This window comes from Tenacibaculum crassostreae (genome assembly GCF_964512405.1).
In the GTDB taxonomy this organism is placed as follows: domain Bacteria; phylum Bacteroidota; class Bacteroidia; order Flavobacteriales; family Flavobacteriaceae; genus Polaribacter; species Polaribacter crassostreae.
The window spans coordinates 42554-66041 of record NZ_CAZELE010000003.1 but is presented as its reverse complement, the minus strand read 5'-3'; the positions used below and the strand labels follow the sequence as shown (position 1 = coordinate 66041).

The following is a 23488-nucleotide window of genomic DNA, read 5'->3' as shown; positions in this document are numbered from 1 at the left end:
TTGCTTGTTTTCTTTTATATAAAGTTTCAAATATAAAATTTCTTATTGCTAATTAATTCGCCAAGGCGGATTTTTTCTATGTTCACCTGCTTTAAATAAAATAAGTTTATTTCCATCGGGATCTATCAAATGAGCTTCTCGCCACAACCAAGTCTGGTCTTTTGGTAACTGCGTAAACTCTATTCCTTTCTCTTGCAATTTCTCAACCAACTCATCCAAGTTATCATCTTCAAAATATAAGGTAATTCCATTTTCGTTAGGCAATTCTTCAACTTGATGAATAGAAAATGTAGCATCGCCATCAGGAACTTCAAAACGCACATATCTAGGACTTGCATCTACAATAAGATGCAAGCCTAGTTTTTTATAAAATTCAACTGACGCTACTACATCAATTGAAGGAATAGTTACTTGATTTAAATTCATGCTACTACTTTTTCTTTTTTAATAATCCTCATCAACATCAATAAAAACAGTAATCCGATTATTGATAGGAATATCATAACATTCCAAGTATTATCAAAACCGATATTATCAATTAGCTGCATTCCTGAGTTATGTCCAAAAATATGTGACATTGAAAAGGCTATACTGTAATACGCCATATATTCTCCTTGATTTCCTTTTTTAGCTCGTTCCATTACAAAAGCATTTGAAAAAGGAAAAGCAATCATTTCGCCAATGGTCATTAGCAACATTCCAACAATTAAAATTCCTACCCAACCCGTTAAATTAATGACTACAAAACTCAATCCAGTTAATAACAACCCTAAAAACATTAACAGCTCTTTTGTGTATTTACTTTCTTCTAACCACTTTATCAAAGGCATTTCTAACAAGAAAATTAAGAACCCGTTCATTCCCATTATTAACCCTATTTCTAATTCTGTTAAGTGATGAACATCTTTATAATACAGCGGAATTGTTGAAAAATATTGCAAGAAAATAAATCCGAAGACAAACATTCCAACAAAAAATACCCAAAAAGCGCTATCAGAAAATATTGATGTAGGGTTTTCAACTTTTATTTCATCTAAAACTTTTGCCTTTTTAGGATGCAATACATTTACCAATAATAAGGTTGCTAAAATACAGGTAACACCATCTACCCAAAACAATCCGCTATAATCAAGTGATGTTATTATTAATCCTCCTACAGCTGGTCCTGCAGAAAACCCTAAGTTTATAGCTAAACGAATTAAGGTAACCGAACGTGTTTTGTTTTCTGGCTTACTGTAAGAGTTTAATGCAACAAACATTGCGGGTCTAAACGTATCTGCCACTAACATCACCAAAAAAATACCAATACAAAAACCTAAAAATGTATTTACAAATTGTAATGCAATAAAAAGTAATCCTGTTAAAAACAAACTCACCTTCATTACTTTATAAAAGCCTATTTTATCGGTTAACTTTCCTCCTAACCAAGAACCAACTACCGATCCTAATCCGAAGCAAGTCATAATCCACCCCACATCTTTTAAACTAAAATTTAAACTTTTAGTTAAATACAATGATAAAAAAGGAATTACCATCGTTCCTGCTCTGTTGATTAACGTAATTAATGCAAGCCACCAAACTTCGTTTGAGAGCCCTTTAAAGGTATTTAAATAATTAAAATAGAGTTTTTTCATGTGGTTTGGTTTTAGTGGTTGATGGTTGATATAAAAATAAAAAGTCCGACTTTTCAGCCGGACTTTTTATCATTATAATATTTTATATAAACATAATTATAATACATGTATAGCCCGATCCGATCTGTGTCTCACAGTCGATTTACATTGCTTATATGTATTAAAAATTGTCATTTTCTTAATTATTGAATTGTAAAACTAGTAAAAAAATAAATACACACTAAAAAAATATTAAATTATTTCATAAAGTGTAGGTTTACTTGGTGTAGCGTCATTTTCAAAAGGGGCAATCATTAGATTTAAAAAATAAGCTCCGTCTTTTACTGTATTCGGTACAAAAATAAATTCTGTTATGGTCGCTTGCATCCTAATTTTCCCTTTTGTATTCCAAAAAGCATTGTGTGCTAATAATTTTCCTTCATCTTTTTCTTTATCTACCGAAGGTAAATCAATTAATAAATGGTCAATTCCTTTTTCTTTAAGAAATTCCGCAGCTTCTTCTAACAAATAAGGCGGATTTGTATGTGAATATCGCATTGATTTTTTCTCAGACAAATTCGGGATGGTTCTAATTACCACAGCATCTCTTTTTTTATTTCCTAGAGCATACTGCAGCTGTTTTTTAGAAATCACAAAATCTTTGTTTTCTAATTGCTCAGGCGCAATAGTTATTACCTGAGCTAAAAAGAAAAAACTCTCTAAATATTTATTGATCGAATGTACTTCTTCAGTAATATGACCAACACATTCGGTATGCGTAATATGCGAATGCGGATTGAATTGTATATTGTTGAAGTTTACATCTGCTCCTTCTTGTACGCTTCCCGTCCAGTCACCATCAGAAACTGGAAAAATTTTAGGGTCTTCAACATACCAAGCATTAATATTTTCTTTGGAAGTATCAATAGCTATTGAAATATCAAGTGGATTTGATAAATCAATTTTGTATTTTTTTGAGTTATATTCTATAGTAGCAATCATATTCAAATATACTTAAATAATAAATAGCTCTGAAGCCAATCCGTCTGCTAAGAACTTTCCTTTGGCGGTTGTTTTTAGCACAAGATTGTCATTACGAAGAATTCTTGACGAAGTAATCTCTTTCTCCACATCAGATTGCCTCATTTCATTCGCAATGACAAGGAGTCCTTCTTTGATAAATCGCTCTGCGTTTTGAAGAAGAGTTTCTTTAAATTCTAAACCAAAATCGCTTTCAACCTGATGTAAAGACACTCCAAAAATGGTTCTTAATCCTGTCATTAAATATTCATTAAACCTATCTTTCTTAGTGAGTTTTTCCTGTTCTAAAGGTAGTTTTCCCTCTTTAAGAGCTTTGATATATTTTGCGTTGTTAGCTACATTCCAACTACGGTGTGTTTTATTGAACGAATGTGCAGACGGACCAATACCTATGTATTTTTTTCCTAACCAATAACTTGTGTTATGCTTCGAAAAATAATTGGATTTCCCAAAATTGGATATTTCATAATGAACAAATCCGTTTTTCTCAGTTTCAGATACCAGAATATCAAAATGCTCTTTAGCTACAGTTTCATCAACATCAGGATATTTTCCTTGCTTGATAAAAGAATCTAATGCTGTTTTTGGTTCAACAGTAAGTGCATACGATGAAATATGATTGATTCCGAAATCAAAAGCAATTTGTAAATTTTCTCTCCATCGTTCATTACTCATATTCGGAATTCCGTAAATTAAATCAATCGTAATATTATCAAAATGGCGAATCGCCATAGATAAGCATTCTTTTGCTTCTTGTGCATTATGAGCGCGATTCATTAACTGTAAATCTTCTTCAAAAAAAGATTGAATTCCGATACTTAATCTGTTTATCGGTGATTTTGCTAACTCTAAAATTTTGGTTTCTGTTAAATCATCTGGATTTGCTTCTAAAGTTATTTCAGGATTCTTAACCACCTGATAATTCTTATAAATTGCACCTAATATTTGGTCTATCTCATTTATAGAAAGTAAACTTGGTGTGCCTCCTCCAAAATAAATAGTTTCAATCTCTTCATATCGCAACTCTTCTTTTCGTAATTCAAGCTCTTTTTTCAAACAAAAAACCAACTCCTCCTTCTTTTTTAATGAAGTTGAAAAGTGAAAATCGCAATAGTAGCATGCTTGCTTGCAAAACGGGATATGTAGGTAAATTCCAGCCAAAACTTACTAATTAACCTTTTTAGGATTTTGTTTTACAAATGCTGCCCAACCGGTATAATTCTTCCCTCCTATTTTGGTTCCTGAATTGTAATAATGACAAACCGCCGCCGCTAAACCATCAGTTGCATCTAAATTCTTCGGAAGTTCTTTTAGGTTCAACAAAGACTTTAACATTAAAGCTACTTGTTCTTTACTTGAAGTTCCTTTACCAGTAATTGCCATTTTAATCTTCTTAGGCGCATATTCTGTTACAGGAATTTGACGCGATAATCCTGCTGCCATAGCAACTCCCTGAGCTCTTCCTAATTTTAACATTGACTGCACGTTTTTTCCATAGAACGGAGCCTCTAAAGCGATTTCATCAGGATTGTAGGTATCGATTAGCTCAATAGTTCGTTCAAAAATAATTTTGAGTTTTAGGTATGGGTCTTCATATTTTTTTAGCAATAATTCGTTCATTTGAACAAACTCCATCTTTTTTCCTATTACTCTAATAATCCCAAATCCCATGATAGTAGTACCTGGGTCAATACCTAATATGATTTTTTCTGTCTTCAAATTTTCGTACTTTGTACAAACACAAAACTAATCATTTAAATTGTTTATGAGCGTATTTGGTTTACGAACATCTAACCCAGCTTTTAATCGGTATTTTTGGAAGAAACCTAACTATTTTTCAAAAGCAAAAATGTCTATTGGAGGAATTCTTTTAAAATCGCTTCTAATTCTAAGTTTAGTCGTACTAACCGCTAGCTATACATGGCATTTGTTTTTTAGTGGCGTAAATACCAAATGGCACACAGCTGTCGGAATGTTTGTTGCCATAATTTGTAGCTTATTCATTTCTTTTAAACATAGTGCTGCAAAATATTTATTACCAATTTATTCTTTAGCAAAAGGTTTTTTCTTGGGAGGTATTAGTGCGATAGCGCATCAACGTTTTCCTAACCTTCCTTTTCAAGCAATTGGAGTTACTATTGTGACTTTTTTTGTAATGTTTTTACTCTATAAATGGAAACTTATTAGAGTTACCAAAGAATTTAGAACGATTATTATTACTGCCACTGCTAGTATTTTTATATTCTACTTTATCGGTTGGATTTTATGGTTTTTAAACATTGATGTTCCGTATTTATGGGGAACTTCTTGGTTTGCTATTGGCTTTAACGTGGTGGCAGCAATCGTAGCTTCCTTCAGTTTACTACTTGACTTTTACTATATCGACAAACAAGTAGGACGATATCCAAAAGAACGTGAATGGATAGCTACTTGGGGACTATTAATTACCTTAATTTGGTTATATGTAGAAGTGTTACGATTACTTAAAAAATTAACAATACGGTTTTAATCGCAGGGCGATAGCCAATCTTTTATTCTGTATGGATTCCGATTTCTCGGGAATGACACTTTATTTAATCTCTAATGAAGTAAACTGAAATGTACTTCCATTAAACAATCCTTTGTCTGATAATTTTAACGACGGAATTACCAATAACGCCATAAAAGACAATGTCATATACGGAGCTTTTAGTGAGCTTCCCATATTTTTTGCCATTGTATCTAATTCAGCATAAGCTTTCCCTATTTCTTCTGCTGGTTTGTCGCTCATAATTCCTGCAACAGGTAAAGCAACCACTTTTTCGTCTGTATTAGACACAGCACAAATTCCGCCTTTGTTTTCAATTAACAAGTTTACTGCTTTACAAATTGCTTCATCTGAAACTCCAACAGCAATGATATTATGTGAATCGTGTCCTACAGAACTTGCAATAGCTCCTTCTTTTAATCCAAAGTTTTTGATAAAGGCTTTAGATGGTTCTGCATTTTTATAACGGTTGACCACCGTCATTTTTAACACATCATTTTCAGTATTTGAAACCAAGTTTCCATCTTTAATCAAGGAACCTACTTCAATTTCATTGGTAACTAATTCTCCATCTAAAGCCTCAATTACTCTAATTTTTTCTGATGCAGAATGAAACTCAAAATCACTTATCTGTTTTTTATCTGTATCAAAATTATTTAATACTTCAAAATCTGCATGCTTTACAAACGAGTTTCCTTTTTCTGCAACTAACTCTCCATTAATATAGGTTTGTAAAACCTTGAATTTTTCTAAATTTTCTACTACAATAAAATCAGCTTCATCTCCTTCTTTTAATAAACCTACATCTAAATTATAATGTTTTACAGGATTTATACAAGCCGCTTGCAATACTTTAAAAACATCAATTCCTTTAGCTACCGCTCTTTCGCAAAGTTGATTTAAATGACCTACTAACAAATCATCTGGATGTTTGTCATCTGAGCAAAACATCATGTTCTCATAGTGTTCTGGAAGCAAACCTATCAACGCTTCAAAGTTTTTAGCAGCACTACCTTCACGAACGATTACCTTCATTCCCTTTTGCAGTTTTTCTAAGGCTTCTTCATAAGTAAAACATTCATGATCGGTATAAATACCTGCAGCAATATATGTATCTAAATCTTCACCTCTCACTCCAGGGGCATGACCATCTACAGGTTTATTGTAATGTTTTGCCCAAGCTATTTTCTTCAACACTTCTTCATCTTGATAAATAACTCCAGGGTAATTCATCATTTCAGCCAAATATTTAATATCTGGATTTTCCATCATTTTTTTGATATCATCAGAATCGATTACAGCTCCTGCGCTTTCAAAAGAAGTTGCTGGCACACAAGAAGGTGCTCCAAAATTGAATTTTAACGGAACTTTTTTTCCGTTTTCAATCATAAACTCTACACCTTTTACTCCTAACACGTTTGCTATTTCATGCGGATCAGAAACTGTTGCCACCGTACCGTGAGTAACCGCTATTTTGGCAAATTCTGAAGGCACCAACATTGAACTTTCAATATGAATATGCGCATCTACAAAACCTGGTAAAATATAGTTTTCAACAGAATGAGTTGTTTCATTAACAGCTACAATTTTTCCATTGGCTACTTCAACTTCTCCTTTAAAAATTCGCTTATTTTCTATATCAACTATATTTCCTTGTACTTTCATATGGTTTGGTATTAACAACTGCTAAAATAGGTAGTATTTCCCCATAAAAAAAGCATCCTTTCGGATGCTTTCAATTTTTATTATTCTGCTGATGGAGGTCCACCTGCTAAAATTTCTTCATTTGCATACTCTTCAAACTTTTTAAAGTTATTTCTAAAAGAATCTGCTAATTTATGTGCTGTTTTATAGTATTCCTCATCGTTATTCCAAGCTTTACGTTGACTTAATAAATCATCTGGAACACCTGGACACGTTCTTGGTTGTGCTAAACCAAATACAGAGTGAATTCTGAAATCTTCAGGAGAACTTCCTAACTCGCCATTTAACGCTGCATTAATCATAGCACGCGTATATTTTAATTTCATTCTATGACCAACTCCGTAAGGACCTGCTGTCCAACCTGTGTTTACCAACCAAACATTCACACCCGTTTCTTTCATTTTCTCACTTAACATTTCTGCATAACGCGTTGGGTGTAATGGCATAAATGGTGCACCAAAACACGCTGAAAAACTTGGTTGTGGTTCAGTTACTCCTGCTTCAGTTCCTGCAACTTTCGCAGTATACCCAGAAATAAAGTGATAAGCTGCTTGACCTGGAGTTAATTTTGAAATTGGAGGCAATACCCCAAAAGCATCTGCAGTTAAGAAGAAAATATTCTTAGGATTTTTACCAATTGATGGTGTTTGAATATTATCAATATGATAAATTGGATAACTTACACGTGTATTTTGCGTAATTGAAGTATCCGCAAAATCTACATTTCCATCAGCATCCATTACAATATTTTCAAGGATTGCTCCTCTTTTAATTGCTCCGTAGATTTCTGGTTCTTTTTCTTGTGATAAGTCGATTACTTTAGCGTAACACCCTCCTTCAAAATTGAAGATTGTGTTTTCAGCAGTCCAACCATGCTCGTCATCACCAATTAAACTACGATTTGGGTCGGTAGATAAGGTAGTTTTACCTGTACCTGATAATCCGAAGAAAATAGCAGTATCACCCTCTTTACCAACGTTTGCAGAACAGTGCATTGGTAGGGTTTTTTTAAATACTGGTAAGATAAAGTTTAACGCAGAGAAAATTCCTTTTTTAATTTCTCCAGTATATCCTGTTCCACCGATTAAAGCTATCTTTTTACCAAAGTTTAAGATTGCGAAGTTATGTTGGCGTGTTCCATCAACTTCTGGATCTGCCATAAAACCTGGAGCATTAATTACTGTCCATTCTGGTGAAAACGTTTTTAATTTTTCAGCAGTTGGGCGTAAAAACATGTTATAAGCAAACATGTTACTCCAAGGATATTCGTTTACAACACGAATATTTAATTTATAATCTTCATCTGCACATGCGTAGCTATCACGCACAAATACCTCTTTGTTTGATAAGTAGTTCGTTACTTTATCGTATAATTTGTCAAATTTTTCTGAATCGAAAGGAATGTTAATATTTCCCCACCAAATTTCGTCTTTTGTAATATCGTCTTTAACGATAAAACGATCCATAGGAGAACGACCTGTAAACTCACCTGTATTAACAGCTAAAGCTCCGAAACTTGATTCTTTTCCTTGTCCCTTTTCAATAGTGATGTCGTGTAACTCGTCTGAAGTTAATTGATAACGAACCGTAGCGTCTTTTATGCCTAAGTTATCTAACGATATCGTTTTCGTATCAAGATTTGTCATCTTAAAAGATTTTAGTTGTGTTTAATTTTGGACAAAAATAGTTCTTTTTGATTAAACTGCTGCTGCATTAAAAGATTTTATCCCGTTTAATTTTTAACAATTCTTTTAAGAAAACTATACACTAACAAGCTCCATCCCACTATTAAGAGCACACCTCCTAACGGAGTTAAAAACCAAATAGACTTTACTGGTACTTGCACCAAATAAATTAAATAAATAGAACCTGAAAACATTAAAATACCTGTTATTAAAAAATAACTGATGCGATTTTTCTCTTTTATTGTTAGTTCTGAAAACATATTTACAAACAACAATAACAATACATGTATAAACTGATATCGTACAGCAGTTTGAAAACTCTCTAAGGCTTCTGGAGTTAATTTTGCTTTTAAAGCATGTGCCCCAAAGGCTCCTAAAATCACAGCTATTGCTCCTAAAACTGCTGTTATTGTTAAATTTTTATACATTTAATTGATTTTTGTTTAAATTTAAACTTTTTTAGCGATATTGTCGCCTGAAATTTAATAGACACAAAAATACATTATAAATGAGAAATATATTGATTATTGGTGCTGGTAGATCGAGCTCTTCACTTATAAAATATTTATTAGATAAATCTTCGCAAGAGAACTTACATATAACAATTGGTGATGTTTCGTTAGAAAGCGCACAATCAAAAGTTAACAATCATACAAACGCTTCGGCTATTCAATTAGATGTTTTTAATGCTGATGAACGCGCCAGCGCAATTCAAAAAGCTGACATTGTTATTTCAATGTTGCCTGCTAGTTTTCATATTGAAGTAGCGAAAGATTGTATTTCTTATGGTAAACACATGGTTACTGCTTCTTATATTTCAAATGAAATGAAAGCTTTAGACGAACAAGCTAAAGCTAAAGGACTGGTGTTTATGAATGAGATTGGTTTAGACCCAGGCATTGACCACATGAGTGCAATGCAAATTATTGACAGAATTAAAGATCAAGGTGGAAAAATGTTGTTGTTTGAATCTTTTTGTGGCGGATTGGTTGCTCCTGAAAGCGATACGAATTTATGGAACTACAAATTCACTTGGAATCCAAGAAATGTAGTATTAGCGGGTCAAGGTGGTGCTTCAATGTTTATACAAGAAGGAACGTATAAATACATTCCGTATCATAAATTATTTAGAAGAACTGAGTTTTTAACTATTAACGGTAGTGGTAAATTTGAAGCCTACGCAAACCGTGATTCTTTAAAATATCGCAGTATTTACGGTTTAGAAGATATTGACACTATGTACCGAGGAACCATTAGAAAAGTTGGTTTTTCTCGTGCTTGGAATGTTTTTGTTCAACTAGGAATGACAGACGACACCTATACTATTGAAGATTCTGAAAACATGAGCTACCGCGATTTTACCAATCTTTTCTTGGCATATTCTCCGTCTGATTCGGTTGAATTGAAATTCCGTTCGTACTTAAAAATAGACCAAGATGATTTGATGTGGGACAAATTTGTTGAGTTAGACATTTTTAATCCGAACAAAAAAGTAGGGTTGAAAAATGCTACTCCTGCTCAAATCTTACAAAAAATATTGATGGATTCTTGGACCTTAGAAAAAGACGATAAAGATATGATTGTAATGCATCATATTTTTGGTTATCAATACAAAGAAGAAAAACATCAAATAGAAAGTAGTATGGTTATTAATGGTGATGACCAAACTTTTACTGCGATGGCTAAAACCGTTGGTTTACCAGTAGCTATGGCAACTGTTCGTATTTTAAATGGAGAAATTACCACTCCTGGTGTACAATTACCTATTAACAAAGAAGTGTACGAGCCAATTTTAAAAGAATTAGAAGACTACGGAATTAATTTTATTGAAAAGGAAGTACCGTATTTAGGATATAACCCTGAAAGTGTGAAGGGATAAATTATATTAAACCTTTATTATAATATAATTATGAGGATGTTACATTTTTTTCTAGTAATATCCTCATTTTAACTTATAAAACTTACCAATTAGAGAACAAACATCTTCTTCGTGCAATGCTATGAATAAAAAAACTGAAATCAGAGAAGACTCAATAAAAAGAGTAATTATTAGAACCATAGGCTTAATCATTTCTATTTATCTAATTATAAATTTTAATGAAAACCCTAGTATTTATGGCATCTCTTTATTTATTGTTTCTTTTTATTTACTTGTAAAAGACGAGGTGTATACAATAAAATATGATAGCAGAGGTATTGAAATATCACATTCAAACCTTCTTAAAATATCAGCCTCAAAAAAATATATTCGACACTCTGAAATAAGTAACATTCTATTTATTCCTAGTAAATTCTCATTCACGATTTTTCTTCTCAACTCTATAATAAGATCAGGAGTAACTCCTAATAAAGACTCCCTACTAGTGATTCACAAAAAAAATGGTGAAACAATTGAAATGAAAGGTATAGGCACTCAGGAAGAAATAAATATTTTACAAAAACAGATTGACACAACTATCAATACGAATTAACAATAATTATCTAGCAAGACTTTACATCTTTAAATAAAAATCTTTGGTAAGATTAATATAGACATCAGTATACTGGTGCCTTTTTGTTTCAATAATTAATTCTTCTTCTTGAAGTGAAGTTTTAGTAAAAGAAAACTCCAACAAAATACGCTTAATCTCAGTAGTAGGTGTTCCTTTAACTCTACAAATTCTGTTTGGATATAACTGATAACTTTTAGCTAACTCAATAAAAGTTTCTTCTTCTTTAAACGGAATGATAGTAGAGAATTTTCCGTTTTTAGCTAAGATTTTACTTACGCCTTCTAACAATTCTTTAAAAGACAATGAAGAAGTAAATCGTGCTTTGTTACGAGCTTCATCGTTCGACTCAAAGGCATCGGTATAAAACGGTGGATTAGATACAATCACATCGTACTCTTCTTCCTCCTCTGCCATTTCTTCAGCAAATTCTACAAAAGAAGCATTATAACAAAACAATCGATCACCCCAATCGGATTGCTCAAAGTTTTCAACGGTTTGCTCATAGGCATTTTCATCAATCTCAACCGCATCAACAGTCATTGCATCACTGCGCTGCGCTAACATCAAAGCAATAACCCCTGTACCAGAACCCACATCTAACAAAGTATCAGGGTATTCTCCTAAATCACACCAAGCGCCTAACAAAACACCATCAGTACCAACTTTCATCGCTGTTTTATCTTGATGCACCGTAAATTCTTTAAACTGAAATGGCTTCATTTATAGAAATCTTTCTAAGATACTTTCTGCATTAAAAAACAAATACAGCACAATAATTAGCAAAACAACCAAGAACAATCCTTTTTTCGGATTTCCTTTTTTTCTATTACCAAAACGTCTTTTAAACTCCATTTACTATTTTATTTTTTTTGAATTCTTAGCTTTTAGCTATACTGAATATTACTTAGCAAGTTTCGTTGCTCGTAACATTTCTCTCTTTCCTGGAGGACCAGGTAAACGTTCCACCTCAAATCCTACCGATTGCATAGCACGTCGCACACTTCCTTTTGCCGAATATGTAACTAAAACTCCATCTACTTTTAACGCGTCAAACATAATTTTAAAAATGTCTTCTGTCCATAAATCAGGTTGAACTCTTGCGCCAAAAGCATCGAAATAAATCAAATCGAAACAATTCTTATCTGTTATTTCTGAGAAAAATTGTTTGCGTTTTGTTAATGAAAAATTAGAAGTTATTTCGTGCTTTTCTTCCCAAGAAACTTCATGAATTTTGTCAAACAAGTTTTGCTTGTTCTCAGCCTCTAATTCAACAACATAATTTAATTTTTCCACTTCTGCCTTAGCTACTGGATAGGCTTCTACCCCAACATAATCAATACTTTTATCAGCTTCTAGTAAAGTTATAAAACAATTAAGCCCAGTACCAAAACCAATCTCTAAAATAGATGCGGTTTTACCATCAACATACTTTAATCCGTTCTTAATAAATACGTGATAGGCTTCTTGTATAGCACCATGTTTAGAGTGGTATTGTTCGTTCCATTCAGGGAGATGAATGGTAGTTGAACCGTCGGAAGTTATGATTATTTCTCGTTTGATAGTCGTGCAGAATTACTTCATTAATACTCCGTGTGCAATAAAAGTATACTCTTTTTTAGATTCCGTAATTTGCTCGATTTCTTCTTTCGATTTTCCAGCATCTTCTGCATAGTGACGTAACTCTTCAACAGGAGTTTCATTAATAAAGGCTTTTCCTTCAACAATCACTTCTTTTTTATCACTGTCTAAAGGCATGAAAAATCCGTAATCTTTAAAACGCACCATTGATTCTGTTTCGTTTCCTAAATCTAACTTCATCCAACACCCTTTCTTCTTGCACACTTCATTAATTGTTGATGCAAACTTAACTGTTACTGTATCGCCAGCAGTTAAATTTTCAAATTTAGTTCGCATTTCATCTGCTGAAATTACCTCAACATCAGTAATTTCTTCTCCAAAAGAAGCATATGCTGTTTTTTGAGTTTGAACTTCTTTCTTAACAGCTTCTTTCTTTTCAGTTTTACAAGAAGTTGCAAATAAACTTACCGACACTACAAAAACTAGTATTCTTTTCATTTTCAAAAGATTAAATTTAACATACAACAAAGATAACCATAAATACCAAAGCCAGCTTATTTAACCCTAATTATCCCACTAGTTTTTGTATCTTCGTAGCACTTCTAAAAACAACAACACAATGAATATTGACATTGAACTTATACAAGATTCAAAATTAAATACAGTAGACTTTAATAACCTTGCTTTCGGTCGTATTTTTACCGACCATATGCTAGTTTGTGATTTTGCTAATGGCGAATGGAAAACTCCTAAAATTATGCCTTACGGACCAATGTTGTTCGAGCCTTCGGCAAGAGTTTTTCATTACGGACAAGCTGTTTTTGAAGGAATGAAAGCCTATAAGGATGATAACGACGATGTTTTTTTATTTCGCCCAGATGAAAACTTCAACAGAATTAACAAATCTGGAGAACGTTTAGCAATGCCTACTGTTCCTGAAGATGTATTTTTCGAAGGATTAAAAAAATTATTAGAAGTTGATAATGCTTGGATAAAAAAAGGAGAAGGAAATTCATTATACATTCGTCCGTTTATTATAGCCTCTGAAGGAGCTATTTCTGCTTCTCCTGCCGAAGAATATAAATTTATCATTATATGTTCGCCTGCTCAGTCGTATTATGCAGGTGAAGTACGTGTTATTTTCGCTGAAAAATACAGTCGTTCTGCTGATGGTGGAGTTGGTTTTGCAAAAGCAGCGGGTAATTATGCAGCACAATTTTACCCAACAAGTTTAGCGCACAAAGAAGGTTACCAACAAATTGTTTGGACCGATGCCAGCACTCACGAATTTCTTGAAGAAGCGGGTACCATGAATGTATTTTTTAGAATTGGTGATAAACTAGTTACTGCACCTACTAGCGATAGAATTTTAGACGGGGTTACTCGTAAATCAATCGTTCAGCTTGCAAAAGATTTTAATATTGATATTGAAGTTAGAAGAGTATCGGTAACCGAAATAAAAGAAGCTGCTAAAAAAGGCGAGTTAAAAGAAATGTTTGGTTCTGGTACAGCTGCGGTAATCAATCCTATTAAAGGATTCAAACATCAAAATGACACTTTTGAATTACCAGAAATAAGCGACTCTTACGCTTCATTTTTTAAAGAAAAACTATTAGGAATTCAGTATAACAAACTGGAAGACAAACACAACTGGAGAGTTAAATTATAATCATTTCGTATAAAAAAGCTATATTAGTAATTCAAAATCAAGTTTTTTAAAGAAAATCTTAACAAAATGAGAGATATTGTATCAGCATTATTATCTATTGGTATTGGTTTTGCTATTTCATTTTTTGGTTTAACAAGTTACTCGAATCCAACTTCGAACGAACCTGTTTTAACCACTAATGAAACGGTTGCTAGTCAAGAAGAAACACAAACTCCTATTGCAGAAGTTAAAGAAGAAGAAAACATACCTGAAGACACTTCTACAGAGGATGAAAACACTACTGAAGAAGAAACCAACGATACTCCTAAAGAAGAATTAACTGTAGAAGACACATCTACTACTTCAACTTCTGTTGATGCGAATAATATTCAGAAAAGTTTTGAAAACTGGGATGCTTATACAAAGGAAAATATCGATTTAATGTCGACTTTCATTCCTTTAGACGATATGGGGGCAGTTATGGAAAAAGGAATTTTCTTGATTTCATTACGTACAGGTGCTTATATTCCTGTTAAATCTGAAAAAGATGGAAAAACTCAATACCAACTTACAAGTATAGACGCTTCTTCCGATGAAAAAATAAAAAAATCTATTATTAGTAAAGCTGCTATCGCTCATCAATATTTTAAAATGGAAGGAAAAAAACTTCCTAACTATGATTTTGTTGATTTAAAAGGAAAAGCGCACAACAAAGCAGACACAAAAGGAAAGTTACTAGTTATTAAATGTTGGTTTATTACTTGTAAAGTTTGCGTAGAAGAGTTTCCTCAGTTAAACGAGTTAGTAGATAAATATAAAGACGACAAGATTGAGTTTGTGAGTTTAGCTTTTGATAAAAAAGACGAGCTTGTAAAGTTCTTAGAAACTAAAGAATTTAAATACCCAACGATTCCTGAGCAAAAAGATTATATGGCAAAAAAACTGAAAGTTAAACAGTACCCAACCCATTTAATTGTTGATGCTAACGGAATTATCATGAAAATGGTTAACAATGTTAACACACTTACTTCGGAATTAGAAAGAATTACGGGTAAATAAGAAAGAAAATAAAATGAAAAAAAGCTCCTGAATAGGAGCTTTTTTTATGTTACTTATCTAAAATTTCTTTAATGTTCGGTTTAAAATAATTTGGTCCTTTTAACACCTTACCATCTTCTCTATAAATTGGCTTTCCATCTTCACCTAACTTGCTCATGTTACTTCGCTGAATTTCATTAAAAACTTCTTCAATTTTATGTTGCATACCGTGTTCGATAATGGTTCCGCATAAAATATATAACATATCTCCTAAAGCATCAGCAACCTCAACTAAATCGTTGTTTTTAGCCGCTTCTAAATATTCTTCATTCTCTTCTTTCATTAACTCATACCTCAACACTTTTCTTTCTTCTGGGATTGATGTAGTGGGTTCATTTTGAACGTTTAGTTTAAATGCTGTATGAAATTCGTGTACTGCGTTTATCTTGTTCTTCATTTTTCTATTGTCTTTATATAATTCCTAGTTCTGTTTGTACTTTATTAAAATCAAATGAATTCCAATCTTCAATATGACTTTTAATTCCTTCTGCTTTGAAATCTGATAAATTCTTATTTCTGATTCCTAAAAAATGAATTCCTAAATTCTTAGCAGTTCGCAAATCCCAAATCCCATCGCCAACTGAAATAATATTGTCAAAATTTTCTACTCCGAAATATTTCTTCGCTTTATTCATTGCAGAAGTTACGATTTCTTCTCTTGTATAAAATTTACTTGCGGTTTCAACAACATTAGGAATAAAATTGATATTAGCTTGTTGTAATTTTATTAAAGCTGGCTCTAACAACGAACCTGTAGCAAAGCAAATAGCATAATCTGTTTTTCTCATAAAGTAATTTACAACTTCGCCTGCGCCATTTATTTCCGAAGTTTTAGGTAAACTCAGTAAATGTTCAGTCATTTTTTCTTCAAACTTTGACATAAATGAACAGTCAAACTCTTTATTAAAATTACGTTCATAGTTTTTCTTTAGAATATAACTATCTGTCATATTTTTATAAGATTTCCAGTCTTTATTTATATCAGAAATCCCTAAACTAACCATTGCTTCTACAAACGCTGTTTGATGTTGATTTTCGCTTTTTGTAAGCGTATCATCTATATCAAAAACAATTAAATTTTTCTTTTTCATTATGTCGCCATTTTTAACATCCAAGAAGGCACTAATTTTAACACCCAAGCAATGAGTCTCCATCGTTTTGATATATACGCTACTCTCCTTTTATTTTTTACTGCTGTGTAAATTTGTTTTGCTGCTTTTTCTAACGGAACCATCCAGAAAATACCGTCACCTAATGCCATCGCTGTATCAACAAAACCTGGGCGTATATCTGTTATACATACATTTTTAGCAGTTTTTGTTTTTATATACAAGCTTTCTAAATAGGCTTTTTGATATGCTTTGGAAGCAAAATACGCTGGAGCAGCTCTATTTCCTCTTAAAGAAGCGATAGAAGAAATTCCGACTAAATGCCCAAATTTTTGCTTTCTAAATAGGTTGTATGCTAAATCGTACAGTTTGGTAACTCCAACCACATTGGTTTGTATGGTTTCATTTTCTTTGTCCCAAGCAAGTTCAGAATTTACAAATCCAACTCCTGATGATTGAATAATTAAATCTATTGTTTCAAACTCTTCAACAATTTCATTAAACACTTTTTCTACCTCATCTACTTGTTGAATATCATTCTGTTTTACCACTATTTGATTTGGAAATTTTTCTTTAAGACCTTCTAATTTTTCTAATCTACGACCCGTTACTGCAACTTTATAATTGTCTTTAATTAATAATTCGGTTAAGGCTTTTCCTATCCCAGAGGTAGCTCCAAACACAATAGCAGTTTTAGTTTTCTTCATTATAAAATTGTTGTTTAACTTTGCTTAAAAATATAAAAATTATGTTTACGCTTATTGCTGCTAAAATGTTTACTACTGGCAGAATTATTTTTGCAAGTATATTTGTAATCGCTTTTATTGCTCTGATGTTTTTTAGCTATAAAAAAGATGCTAAAAACAACAAAAAACACTATCAAAACGGAGCATTGTATGTGGCTATCGGAATTTTAGCAGTTATAGGATTGTTATTTTTATCTAAATTTTTAATAAAGGGTTAACCCATTTTTTCTACTTCATTTAGTTTATCATGATCTAAAATCATATAACCTTCTTCATCAAAAGAAAAAGACGATTTATACTTAACTTCCGTTTTTAGCTGAGAGAAATTATAAGAAGTAATTTGATATACTTTTTGTCCGAAAGATTCTTCGTGATACTGAATTAACACATACAACTCTGCTTCTAGCTTTTCAATTTCTGTATTTGTATATTTAAAAAGCGGACTTTCCTTATCTATTTCATGCACAATAGTCCAAACAGTTGGTAAGTACATTATTTTATCACGTTCTAATTTTAGTCGATAAAATTCTCTTTTATATTCCCCATCTTTATTCTTTTCATTTACTGATAGTGTAACGGTAATTTCAGGCTCAATCATAACCGTTTTTCTGCTATTCATCAAACGAAACATTATTGCTCTGTGTTCTTTAAAATCTCTCAAAATTAAATTATCACTAAAATGAATAGCTGCCTTTGCTTTTGAGAATCGACCGTACAACAACCCTGTAATAAATGAAAAACTTAACAAACCTATCATAGCTTCAAAAGCTGCTATCATATTGGCTGTTATTCCTTGTGGTGCGATTCCTCCATATCCTACGGTTGTTAACGTTTGTGCACTAAAAAAGAATCCGTTTAAAAAATCATCTAAAAAATTTCCTTTTGATGGCGTAATTTCCTCGATACCTATTGCCATGTATACAAATCCGAATACAACATTTAACAAGGTATATCCTAACAAAACAAATAGAAAAAATTGCCACCAGGTTAGCTCAATAAAAAAGGTATATAAATCGTCTAGATTGAACTTTTTATTTACATGAATTACATTTGAACTTCCGTCTTTATTAACGATTCCTTTACTATTCTTTTTGGAATTGTATCCTAATCCTGGATCTTTAATTTTTTTTGCCATTGTATATACTTTCTGCCTTAAAAATACAAAAAACCGACACTTAGTAAGTATCGGTCTTCGTTTGTATTTAGTATGTGATTCTGAAATAAATTCAGAATGGCATATTTACATTTTAAAACTTAGTTCTTTGTTGGTAAGAAACTATAGTTTTTAGCGTAAAACTTCATTTGTTCTTCAAATGTTTTAGGTTGTGCAATCGTAATATCTGTAATATTACCATCAGCATCTACAACTGGCTCTAAAACTGGATTTACAAATCCGCTATAAGGTGCCGAAGTAAACTGCGCGTTACGATCTAACACTTCTTTATGAATTGCTTGATCTACTTTTACACCATAGCCTTCTACTAAAGCTTTCGCTGCTTCGAAATCACCTTCTGATTTTATTCTTTGTGTTTCTTTTAATAAACGCCCGAAAATCTCACGTAACTTCGCATAATCATTTACTACAAAATATGTTTTTCCGTCTTTAACTACTTTTTCAATTACGTTATCTTTCTTTCCTTGCTCAAAAGACCAAGCTGAAACCCACTGACGGTTCACCATGTGATCTTCTTCGATATCATCTCCTAAATTAATACGAATTAACTGTGTCATTAATCCGTTTCTAATGTACCCATCATAAGCTGCTTTACCAACTTTTTCCCAATCGTCAACTAATCCTAATTCTTGTAATTTTGGATCCATTAAATAGTACAACCCAACTAAATCTGCTCTACCTTCTTCCATAGTAGAAGCGTAGTTCTTTAAGGTTTCTTTTGGCTGACCAATTCCGTCATTAATTTTTCCTGAAGCATGCCCGATTACTTCATGTAAAGCGGTGTGCAACTTATCAGCTAACTTTCCGTATTTGATTTCTAAATCAATTTCTTCTTGATCGTGAGCAAACTCTTTTAAACGTCCTGTTCCACCTGCATTGTTATACGAACCTATAATGTTTCCTAATGATACTGACTTTGATCCGTGCTCTTGACGAATCCAGTTATTGTTTGGTAAGTTTACTCCGATTGGTGTACTTGGTGATGCATCACCCGCTTCTCCTGCAACATTTACCGTTTTATAAGAAACTCCTACCACATTTTCTTTTTTGTGTGCAGCATCTAAAGGAGAATTATCTTCGAACCATTGTGCGTTGTCTGATAATACTTTCATCTTTTTAGACATGTCAAAATCTTTAATTTCAACAATTGTCTCATAAGAACCTCTATATCCTTTAGGGTCGTTATATACTTCAATGAATCCGTTAATCCAATCGATATTTCCTTCGGTAGATTCAACCCAAGCAATTGCGTATTGATCCCACGTATCTAAACTTCCCGTTTTGTAGTATTCAATTAATAAACCTAAAGCCTTAGCTTGCTTTTCGTTTTCAGCAACTCCTTGTGCTTTTTCTAACCATTCGATAATTTTATCGATAGCTGCACCGTACATTCCTCCAGACTTCCAAACTTTTTCTACAAGTTTTCCGTCTTCTTTAACTAATTTAGAGTTCAATCCTGCTTCAACTGGCTTTCCTTCTGGACCTTTGTATGCTGTAGCATAAAATGTATCTACATCTTCACTTGTAATATCTGGCCCGTAAAAGTTCACTGCTGATGCTAATACGTTATCAACTCCTGCTTTTTTGTTTACCTTTTTGCTGTCTTCGGCATTAAAAATTACCGCTAACGCTTCAGCAGATAATTCTGTAGCGGTTTCTTTTAATAGACTTTCTAAATATTCTTTCGAAAATTCCGCTTTAATTTTATCGTTTGAATAGTGGTGGTGAATTCCGTTTGAAAACCAAACACGCTTTAAATAGGTAGTAAAGTTTTTAAAATCTTCTGAATTTCTATCTCCTTTAAACTCATCATTTACTTTTTCTAAAGCTCTTCTAATTTCTAAGTTATGACGGTAGTTTTGATCCCACATAATATCACGACCCGCTAAACCAGCTTGCGTTAAGTAGTACACTAACTTTTTTTCTTTTAGTGTTAACTCCTCAAACCCTGGAATTTGATAACGTAATACTTTAATATCAGCAAACTGTTCTACTTCGTATTCAAAAGCTTTTTCTGTTTTTGTTTCTGTAACTTGTGGTTCTTTTTTATTTTCAGTTCCACAAGAAACTAATAAGCTTGCTGCAATTGCAGTACAAAGCATATATTTTAATTTCATTGTATAAATATTTAAATTGATTTATTGAGGCTAAAGGTACAAATTATACTTCGTTATAACGGAAACAATCAGTTGTGTGGTCGTTTACCATACCCGTAGCTTGCATATGTGCATATATTACTGTTGACCCTACAAATTTAAATCCTCGCTTTTTTAAGTCTTTTGATATTTGGTCAGACAATTCGGTGGTTGCAGGCACATCTTCTCTTTTTTTAAACGAGTTTTTAATGGGTTTACCATTGGTAAAACTCCATATGTATTTAGAAAACGAGCCAAATTCTTCTTGCACTTTCATAAAAGCTTGTGCATTGGTAATGGTCGCTTTAATCTTCAATTTATTTCTGATGATTCCAGCATTTTGTAATAATTCTTCAAACTTCTCTTCGCTATACTTCGCTATTTTTTGATAATCGAAATTATCTAAAGCCTCTCTAAAGTTTTCTCGTTTTTTTAAAATGGTAATCCAACTTAATCCAGCTTGAAACGTTTCTAAAATTAAAAACTCAAACAATCTATCATCGTCATAAACAGGAACACCCCATTCATTATCGTGATACTCTATATACAGAGGATCATCACTAACCCAAAAACATCTTTTCTTCATTTTTATCTATTTAATGCTGAAAATTACTGTTAAACAAGTTAAAAATCAATGAAAAACGGAATAATTTTTGCAACTTTATAAATACTAAATTTTACTGATTATGAAAAGGTTACAATATCTATTAGCTTTATTAATTTCTGGTTTACTATTATGGGCTTGTGCTTCTTCACCAAGTAAAACAACTTCTTCAGAAAAAGAAGAACCCGTTGTAATTGCCAATGACAGTTTAGAATATGAAATCATTATCATTGACCCTGGTTTTACAGCTTATCTTAATTCGATTGCTAAACCCGAAGGATTTTATTCTCAATCCTACTTAGAAAACAAAAATCAATTATATGTAGTTAATTGGAATTATAGAGCACAAAATCCACTTCAATTCAATCCAAACATTTACGAAAATGTAATTGATTATAGTCCGCATATTAATTACGGTTACGAGGTAAACTATAAACTTTTTAATTATTTCGAATTTGCGCAGCAAAAATACCGTATGAGTTTGGGAGGAATCAATCGTTGGAGTAGGTAATTGAGCGTAAAAAACACATCTTTTTAAAAACAGTATATTTGCGCAAAAAATTAACCACTTAACATGAAGTTTTTAAGAAATTTACTTGCCTCTATACTTGGCTTTTTTATTGCCTTATTTTTAATTTTTGTATTCTTTTTTATTATTGCTGCTATTGCTGGTGATGGAGATAAAGTTGTTGTAAAAGAAAATTCTGTTTTAGAATTAGATTTATCTACTCCAATTAAGGATTACGCTCCTAAAGAAGACAACCCTATTGCTGAAGCTTTAGAATTAACGGAAGAAAAATTAGCATTGAATAAAATTATCAATGCAATAGAGAATGCTAAAACTGACACTAAAATTAAAGGAATTAGTATTAAAACTACTTTTGTAAATGCAGGTATTGCACAAACACAAGCAATTAGAAACAAATTAGAAGAATTTAAAGAAAGTGGAAAATTTGTGTATGCGTATAACGATGTATATTCTCAAAAAAACTACTACTTAAGCTCAGTTGCAGACAGTTTATTTTTAAATCCTGTTGGAGCGATTGACTTTAAAGGATTGTCAACAGAAATTTTATATTTCAAAGATTTTGAAGATAAATACGGAATTAAAATGGAAGTGATTCGCCATGGAAAATACAAAAGTGCTGTTGAACCATTTTTAGAAAACCAAATGAGTGAAGCAAATCGCGAACAAACCACCTCATTCTTAAAATCTATTTGGTCAGAAATAATTGAAGATGTAAGTAAAAGCAGAAATATTTCTATTGAAGAGTTAAATATTATTGCTGATAATTCTAACGGAAGAAATGCTGAAACTGCTTTAAAAAGCAACCTTATTGATGCTTCAATTTATGAAGATGAGTACAAAGAAAAGTTAGCTTCGGTTACCAATGATAAATTCAAAACTATCTCTCTTGAAGATTATATAAAGTCAGGAAAAGGACGTGTTTCTTCTACTTCAAAAGATAAAATTGCTGTGATTTATGCGCAAGGTGACATTATGTACGGTGAAGGAAGTGAAGATTACATCGGACAAGGAATTATCAACAAAGCAATCATAAAAGCGAAAGAAGACAACAATGTAAAGGCTATCGTTTTACGTGTAAATTCTCCAGGAGGTAGCGCCTTAGCTTCTGAATTAATTTGGAGAGAATTAGAATTAGCTAAACAAGAAAAACCTTTGGTTGTTTCTATGGGTAATTTAGCTGCTTCTGGCGGATACTATATTGCTTGTAATGCTGATAAAATTATTGCTGAACCAACAACAATTACAGGTTCAATAGGTGTTTTTGGCGCAATACCTAACTTTAGCCAATTTGCAGGTAATATTGGTATTAATGCAGAACAAGTTCACACAAACAACAGTGCAACATACAGTGTTTTTGAACCAATGAATCAGAAGTTTTACGACATAACAAAAGAAGGTGTCGAGCAAATTTACACCACCTTTGTAAATCGAGTTTCAACAGGTCGTAATATGACTTTTGAACAAGTAAACGAAGTTGCACAAGGTAGAGTTTGGACAGGTAAAGAAGCTATTGAAAAAGGATTAGTTGATCAATTAGGTAGTTTAGAAGATGCTATTAAAGTAGCAGCTGAATTAGCCGAAATTGAAACTTACAAAGTTCGTAACTTTCCTAATTACAAAACAGATTTAAAAGACGCTTTACAGCTTTCACCTTTCGGAAAAGCTTCAAAAGAAGAAATCTTGAAAGAAGCTATGGGCGATGAAAATTACCAATTATACTACAACATTAATAGAATGAAAAACCTAAAAGGAATTCAAGCTAGGATGCCTTTTACTTTTCAAATAAAGTAATTACTAAAAAAGCC

The 23488-nt window shown here is 32.4% G+C and carries 25 protein-coding genes; 8 read left to right on the top strand and 17 right to left on the bottom strand.

What is annotated here, in order from left to right:
- Nucleotides 1-48: 48 nt before the first annotated feature.
- The 5 genes from ACKTST_RS02530 to ruvC all read right to left on the bottom strand — a co-directional run bounded on the left by ACKTST_RS02530 (nt 49) and on the right by ruvC (nt 4373).
- Nucleotides 49-426: a VOC family protein gene (locus tag ACKTST_RS02530; protein ID WP_408046227.1), complete on the bottom strand. Its 378-nt coding sequence runs from the start codon at nt 424-426 to the stop codon at nt 49-51.
- Nucleotides 423-1634, bottom strand: a complete 1212-nt coding sequence (locus ACKTST_RS02525) for an MFS transporter (protein WP_408046226.1) — start codon at nt 1632-1634, stop codon at nt 423-425. Before ACKTST_RS02525 ends, ACKTST_RS02530 begins: the two co-directional genes overlap by 4 nt.
- Before the next feature lie 231 nt (nt 1635-1865).
- On the bottom strand, nt 1866-2615 hold the full coding sequence (locus ACKTST_RS02520; RefSeq protein WP_408046225.1) for a cyclase family protein: 750 nt from the start codon (nt 2613-2615) through the stop codon (nt 1866-1868).
- Between the two features lie 12 nt (nt 2616-2627).
- Nucleotides 2628-3815, bottom strand: a complete 1188-nt coding sequence (gene hemW / locus ACKTST_RS02515; RefSeq protein WP_408046224.1) for a radical SAM family heme chaperone HemW — start codon at nt 3813-3815, stop codon at nt 2628-2630.
- 6 nt (nt 3816-3821) lie between these two features.
- Nucleotides 3822-4373, bottom strand: a complete 552-nt coding sequence (ruvC, locus tag ACKTST_RS02510; protein ID WP_408046223.1) for a crossover junction endodeoxyribonuclease RuvC — start codon at nt 4371-4373, stop codon at nt 3822-3824.
- A 46-nt stretch (nt 4374-4419) separates the two neighbouring features.
- Between ruvC and ACKTST_RS02505 the strand changes: the two genes are divergently transcribed.
- Entirely contained in the window at nt 4420-5163 is a 744-nt protein-coding gene (locus ACKTST_RS02505; protein ID WP_408046222.1) for a Bax inhibitor-1/YccA family protein, read from the top strand.
- A 60-nt stretch (nt 5164-5223) separates the two neighbouring features.
- Here ACKTST_RS02505 and ade read toward each other — a convergent pair whose 3' ends face one another.
- From ade to ACKTST_RS02490, 3 genes are all read right to left on the bottom strand, one after another.
- The gene (gene ade, locus ACKTST_RS02500) at nt 5224-6846 is read right to left on the bottom strand and encodes an adenine deaminase (RefSeq protein ID WP_408046221.1); all 1623 of its coding nucleotides are present in this window, start codon (nt 6844-6846) and stop codon (nt 5224-5226) included.
- A gap of 80 nt (nt 6847-6926) precedes the next feature.
- Nucleotides 6927-8531 carry a phosphoenolpyruvate carboxykinase (ATP) gene (gene pckA, locus ACKTST_RS02495; protein ID WP_408046220.1) on the bottom strand — a complete coding sequence of 535 codons (1605 nt, stop codon included), beginning with the start codon at nt 8529-8531 and terminating at the stop codon, nt 6927-6929.
- A gap of 86 nt (nt 8532-8617) precedes the next feature.
- Nucleotides 8618-8998, bottom strand: a complete 381-nt coding sequence (locus ACKTST_RS02490; protein ID WP_408046219.1) for a DUF423 domain-containing protein — start codon at nt 8996-8998, stop codon at nt 8618-8620.
- An 80-nt stretch (nt 8999-9078) separates the two neighbouring features.
- Here ACKTST_RS02490 and ACKTST_RS02485 point away from each other — a divergent pair, with 80 nt between their 5' ends.
- Nucleotides 9079-10449, top strand: coding sequence for a saccharopine dehydrogenase family protein (locus ACKTST_RS02485; protein WP_408046218.1), 1371 nt, complete (start codon nt 9079-9081; stop codon nt 10447-10449).
- A gap of 121 nt (nt 10450-10570) precedes the next feature.
- Nucleotides 10571-11041: a hypothetical protein gene (locus ACKTST_RS02480; protein WP_408046217.1), complete on the top strand. Its 471-nt coding sequence runs from the start codon at nt 10571-10573 to the stop codon at nt 11039-11041.
- A 21-nt stretch (nt 11042-11062) separates the two neighbouring features.
- Here ACKTST_RS02480 and ACKTST_RS02475 read toward each other — a convergent pair whose 3' ends face one another.
- The 3 genes from ACKTST_RS02475 to ACKTST_RS02465 all read right to left on the bottom strand — a co-directional run bounded on the left by ACKTST_RS02475 (nt 11063) and on the right by ACKTST_RS02465 (nt 13138).
- A complete protein-coding gene (locus ACKTST_RS02475; RefSeq protein ID WP_408046216.1) occupies nt 11063-11782 on the bottom strand; it encodes a tRNA1(Val) (adenine(37)-N6)-methyltransferase in 720 nt (239 codons plus the stop codon).
- Nucleotides 11783-11962: 180 nt separating this feature from the next.
- Nucleotides 11963-12622 (bottom strand): tRNA (5-methylaminomethyl-2-thiouridine)(34)-methyltransferase MnmD, encoded by a 660-nt coding sequence (gene mnmD, locus ACKTST_RS02470; RefSeq protein ID WP_408046590.1) that lies wholly within the window; start codon nt 12620-12622, stop codon nt 11963-11965.
- A 12-nt stretch (nt 12623-12634) separates the two neighbouring features.
- Nucleotides 12635-13138 carry a DUF4920 domain-containing protein gene (locus ACKTST_RS02465; RefSeq protein WP_408046215.1) on the bottom strand — a complete coding sequence of 168 codons (504 nt, stop codon included), beginning with the start codon at nt 13136-13138 and terminating at the stop codon, nt 12635-12637.
- 121 nt (nt 13139-13259) lie between these two features.
- On the opposite strand from ACKTST_RS02465, the gene ACKTST_RS02460 reads away from it, so the two are divergent.
- Complete coding sequence (locus tag ACKTST_RS02460) at nt 13260-14309, top strand: branched-chain amino acid aminotransferase (protein WP_408046214.1); 1050 nt, start codon at nt 13260-13262, stop codon at nt 14307-14309.
- A 66-nt stretch (nt 14310-14375) separates the two neighbouring features.
- The gene (locus tag ACKTST_RS02455) at nt 14376-15347 is read left to right on the top strand and encodes a TlpA family protein disulfide reductase (protein ID WP_408046213.1); all 972 of its coding nucleotides are present in this window, start codon (nt 14376-14378) and stop codon (nt 15345-15347) included.
- Nucleotides 15348-15396: 49 nt separating this feature from the next.
- Here the strand turns inward: ACKTST_RS02455 and ACKTST_RS02450 are convergent, their stop codons facing one another.
- Genes ACKTST_RS02450 through ACKTST_RS02440 form a run of 3 tightly spaced genes read right to left on the bottom strand, consistent with a single transcriptional unit; the run spans nt 15397 to nt 17202 of the window.
- Nucleotides 15397-15783: a pyrophosphohydrolase domain-containing protein gene (locus tag ACKTST_RS02450; RefSeq protein ID WP_408046212.1), complete on the bottom strand. Its 387-nt coding sequence runs from the start codon at nt 15781-15783 to the stop codon at nt 15397-15399.
- Nucleotides 15784-15796: 13 nt separating this feature from the next.
- Entirely contained in the window at nt 15797-16477 is a 681-nt protein-coding gene (locus ACKTST_RS02445) for an HAD family hydrolase (RefSeq protein ID WP_408046211.1), read from the bottom strand.
- Nucleotides 16477-17202: an SDR family NAD(P)-dependent oxidoreductase gene (locus tag ACKTST_RS02440; protein WP_408046210.1), complete on the bottom strand. Its 726-nt coding sequence runs from the start codon at nt 17200-17202 to the stop codon at nt 16477-16479. The genes ACKTST_RS02445 and ACKTST_RS02440 overlap by 1 nt, the downstream gene beginning before the upstream one ends.
- Nucleotides 17203-17243: 41 nt before the next feature.
- Between ACKTST_RS02440 and ACKTST_RS02435 the strand changes: the two genes are divergently transcribed.
- Nucleotides 17244-17459 carry a hypothetical protein gene (locus ACKTST_RS02435; protein WP_408046209.1) on the top strand — a complete coding sequence of 72 codons (216 nt, stop codon included), beginning with the start codon at nt 17244-17246 and terminating at the stop codon, nt 17457-17459.
- On the opposite strand, the gene ACKTST_RS02430 is transcribed toward ACKTST_RS02435, so the two are convergent.
- From ACKTST_RS02430 to ACKTST_RS02420, 3 genes are all read right to left on the bottom strand, one after another.
- The gene (locus ACKTST_RS02430; protein ID WP_408046208.1) at nt 17456-18376 is read right to left on the bottom strand and encodes an ion channel; all 921 of its coding nucleotides are present in this window, start codon (nt 18374-18376) and stop codon (nt 17456-17458) included. The genes ACKTST_RS02435 and ACKTST_RS02430 overlap by 4 nt on opposite strands.
- Before the next feature lie 119 nt (nt 18377-18495).
- Nucleotides 18496-20532 (bottom strand): dipeptidyl-peptidase 3 family protein, encoded by a 2037-nt coding sequence (locus tag ACKTST_RS02425; protein WP_408046207.1) that lies wholly within the window; start codon nt 20530-20532, stop codon nt 18496-18498.
- Between the two features lie 43 nt (nt 20533-20575).
- Entirely contained in the window at nt 20576-21136 is a 561-nt protein-coding gene (locus ACKTST_RS02420) for a DNA-3-methyladenine glycosylase I (RefSeq protein WP_408046206.1), read from the bottom strand.
- 100 nt (nt 21137-21236) lie between these two features.
- Here ACKTST_RS02420 and ACKTST_RS02415 point away from each other — a divergent pair, with 100 nt between their 5' ends.
- Together ACKTST_RS02415 and sppA are read left to right on the top strand one after the other, a co-directional pair.
- The gene (locus ACKTST_RS02415) at nt 21237-21665 is read left to right on the top strand and encodes a DUF6146 family protein (RefSeq protein WP_408046205.1); all 429 of its coding nucleotides are present in this window, start codon (nt 21237-21239) and stop codon (nt 21663-21665) included.
- A 63-nt stretch (nt 21666-21728) separates the two neighbouring features.
- Entirely contained in the window at nt 21729-23474 is a 1746-nt protein-coding gene (gene sppA, locus ACKTST_RS02410) for a signal peptide peptidase SppA (RefSeq protein WP_408046204.1), read from the top strand.
- Nucleotides 23475-23488 lie beyond the last annotated feature (14 nt).

Bases quoted from the DNA above. Each gene is read 5' to 3' on its own strand.
- ACKTST_RS02480 (WP_408046217.1), top strand. From the start codon at position 10,571: ATGAATAAAAAAACTGAAATCAGAGAAGACTCAATAAAAAGAGTAATT.
- ade (WP_408046221.1), bottom strand. From the start codon at position 6,846: ATGAAAGTACAAGGAAATATAGTTGATATAGAAAATAAGCGAATTTTT.
- ACKTST_RS02445 (WP_408046211.1), bottom strand. From the start codon at position 16,477: ATGAAAAAGAAAAATTTAATTGTTTTTGATATAGATGATACGCTTACA.
- ACKTST_RS02455 (WP_408046213.1), top strand. From the start codon at position 14,376: ATGAGAGATATTGTATCAGCATTATTATCTATTGGTATTGGTTTTGCT.
- pckA (WP_408046220.1), bottom strand. From the start codon at position 8,531: ATGACAAATCTTGATACGAAAACGATATCGTTAGATAACTTAGGCATA.
- ACKTST_RS02490 (WP_408046219.1), bottom strand. From the start codon at position 8,998: ATGTATAAAAATTTAACAATAACAGCAGTTTTAGGAGCAATAGCTGTG.
- sppA (WP_408046204.1), top strand. From the start codon at position 21,729: ATGAAGTTTTTAAGAAATTTACTTGCCTCTATACTTGGCTTTTTTATT.
- ACKTST_RS02530 (WP_408046227.1), bottom strand. From the start codon at position 426: ATGAATTTAAATCAAGTAACTATTCCTTCAATTGATGTAGTAGCGTCA.
- ACKTST_RS02520 (WP_408046225.1), bottom strand. From the start codon at position 2,615: ATGATTGCTACTATAGAATATAACTCAAAAAAATACAAAATTGATTTA.
- ACKTST_RS02485 (WP_408046218.1), top strand. From the start codon at position 9,079: ATGAGAAATATATTGATTATTGGTGCTGGTAGATCGAGCTCTTCACTT.
- ACKTST_RS02420 (WP_408046206.1), bottom strand. From the start codon at position 21,136: ATGAAGAAAAGATGTTTTTGGGTTAGTGATGATCCTCTGTATATAGAG.
- ACKTST_RS02460 (WP_408046214.1), top strand. From the start codon at position 13,260: ATGAATATTGACATTGAACTTATACAAGATTCAAAATTAAATACAGTA.
- ACKTST_RS02465 (WP_408046215.1), bottom strand. From the start codon at position 13,138: ATGAAAAGAATACTAGTTTTTGTAGTGTCGGTAAGTTTATTTGCAACT.
- ACKTST_RS02450 (WP_408046212.1), bottom strand. From the start codon at position 15,783: ATGAAGAACAAGATAAACGCAGTACACGAATTTCATACAGCATTTAAA.
- ACKTST_RS02505 (WP_408046222.1), top strand. From the start codon at position 4,420: ATGAGCGTATTTGGTTTACGAACATCTAACCCAGCTTTTAATCGGTAT.
- ACKTST_RS02430 (WP_408046208.1), bottom strand. From the start codon at position 18,376: ATGGCAAAAAAAATTAAAGATCCAGGATTAGGATACAATTCCAAAAAG.
- ACKTST_RS02525 (WP_408046226.1), bottom strand. From the start codon at position 1,634: ATGAAAAAACTCTATTTTAATTATTTAAATACCTTTAAAGGGCTCTCA.
- ACKTST_RS02425 (WP_408046207.1), bottom strand. From the start codon at position 20,532: ATGAAATTAAAATATATGCTTTGTACTGCAATTGCAGCAAGCTTATTA.
- ACKTST_RS02440 (WP_408046210.1), bottom strand. From the start codon at position 17,202: ATGAAGAAAACTAAAACTGCTATTGTGTTTGGAGCTACCTCTGGGATA.
- ACKTST_RS02435 (WP_408046209.1), top strand. From the start codon at position 17,244: ATGTTTACGCTTATTGCTGCTAAAATGTTTACTACTGGCAGAATTATT.
- ACKTST_RS02415 (WP_408046205.1), top strand. From the start codon at position 21,237: ATGAAAAGGTTACAATATCTATTAGCTTTATTAATTTCTGGTTTACTA.
- ACKTST_RS02475 (WP_408046216.1), bottom strand. From the start codon at position 11,782: ATGAAGCCATTTCAGTTTAAAGAATTTACGGTGCATCAAGATAAAACA.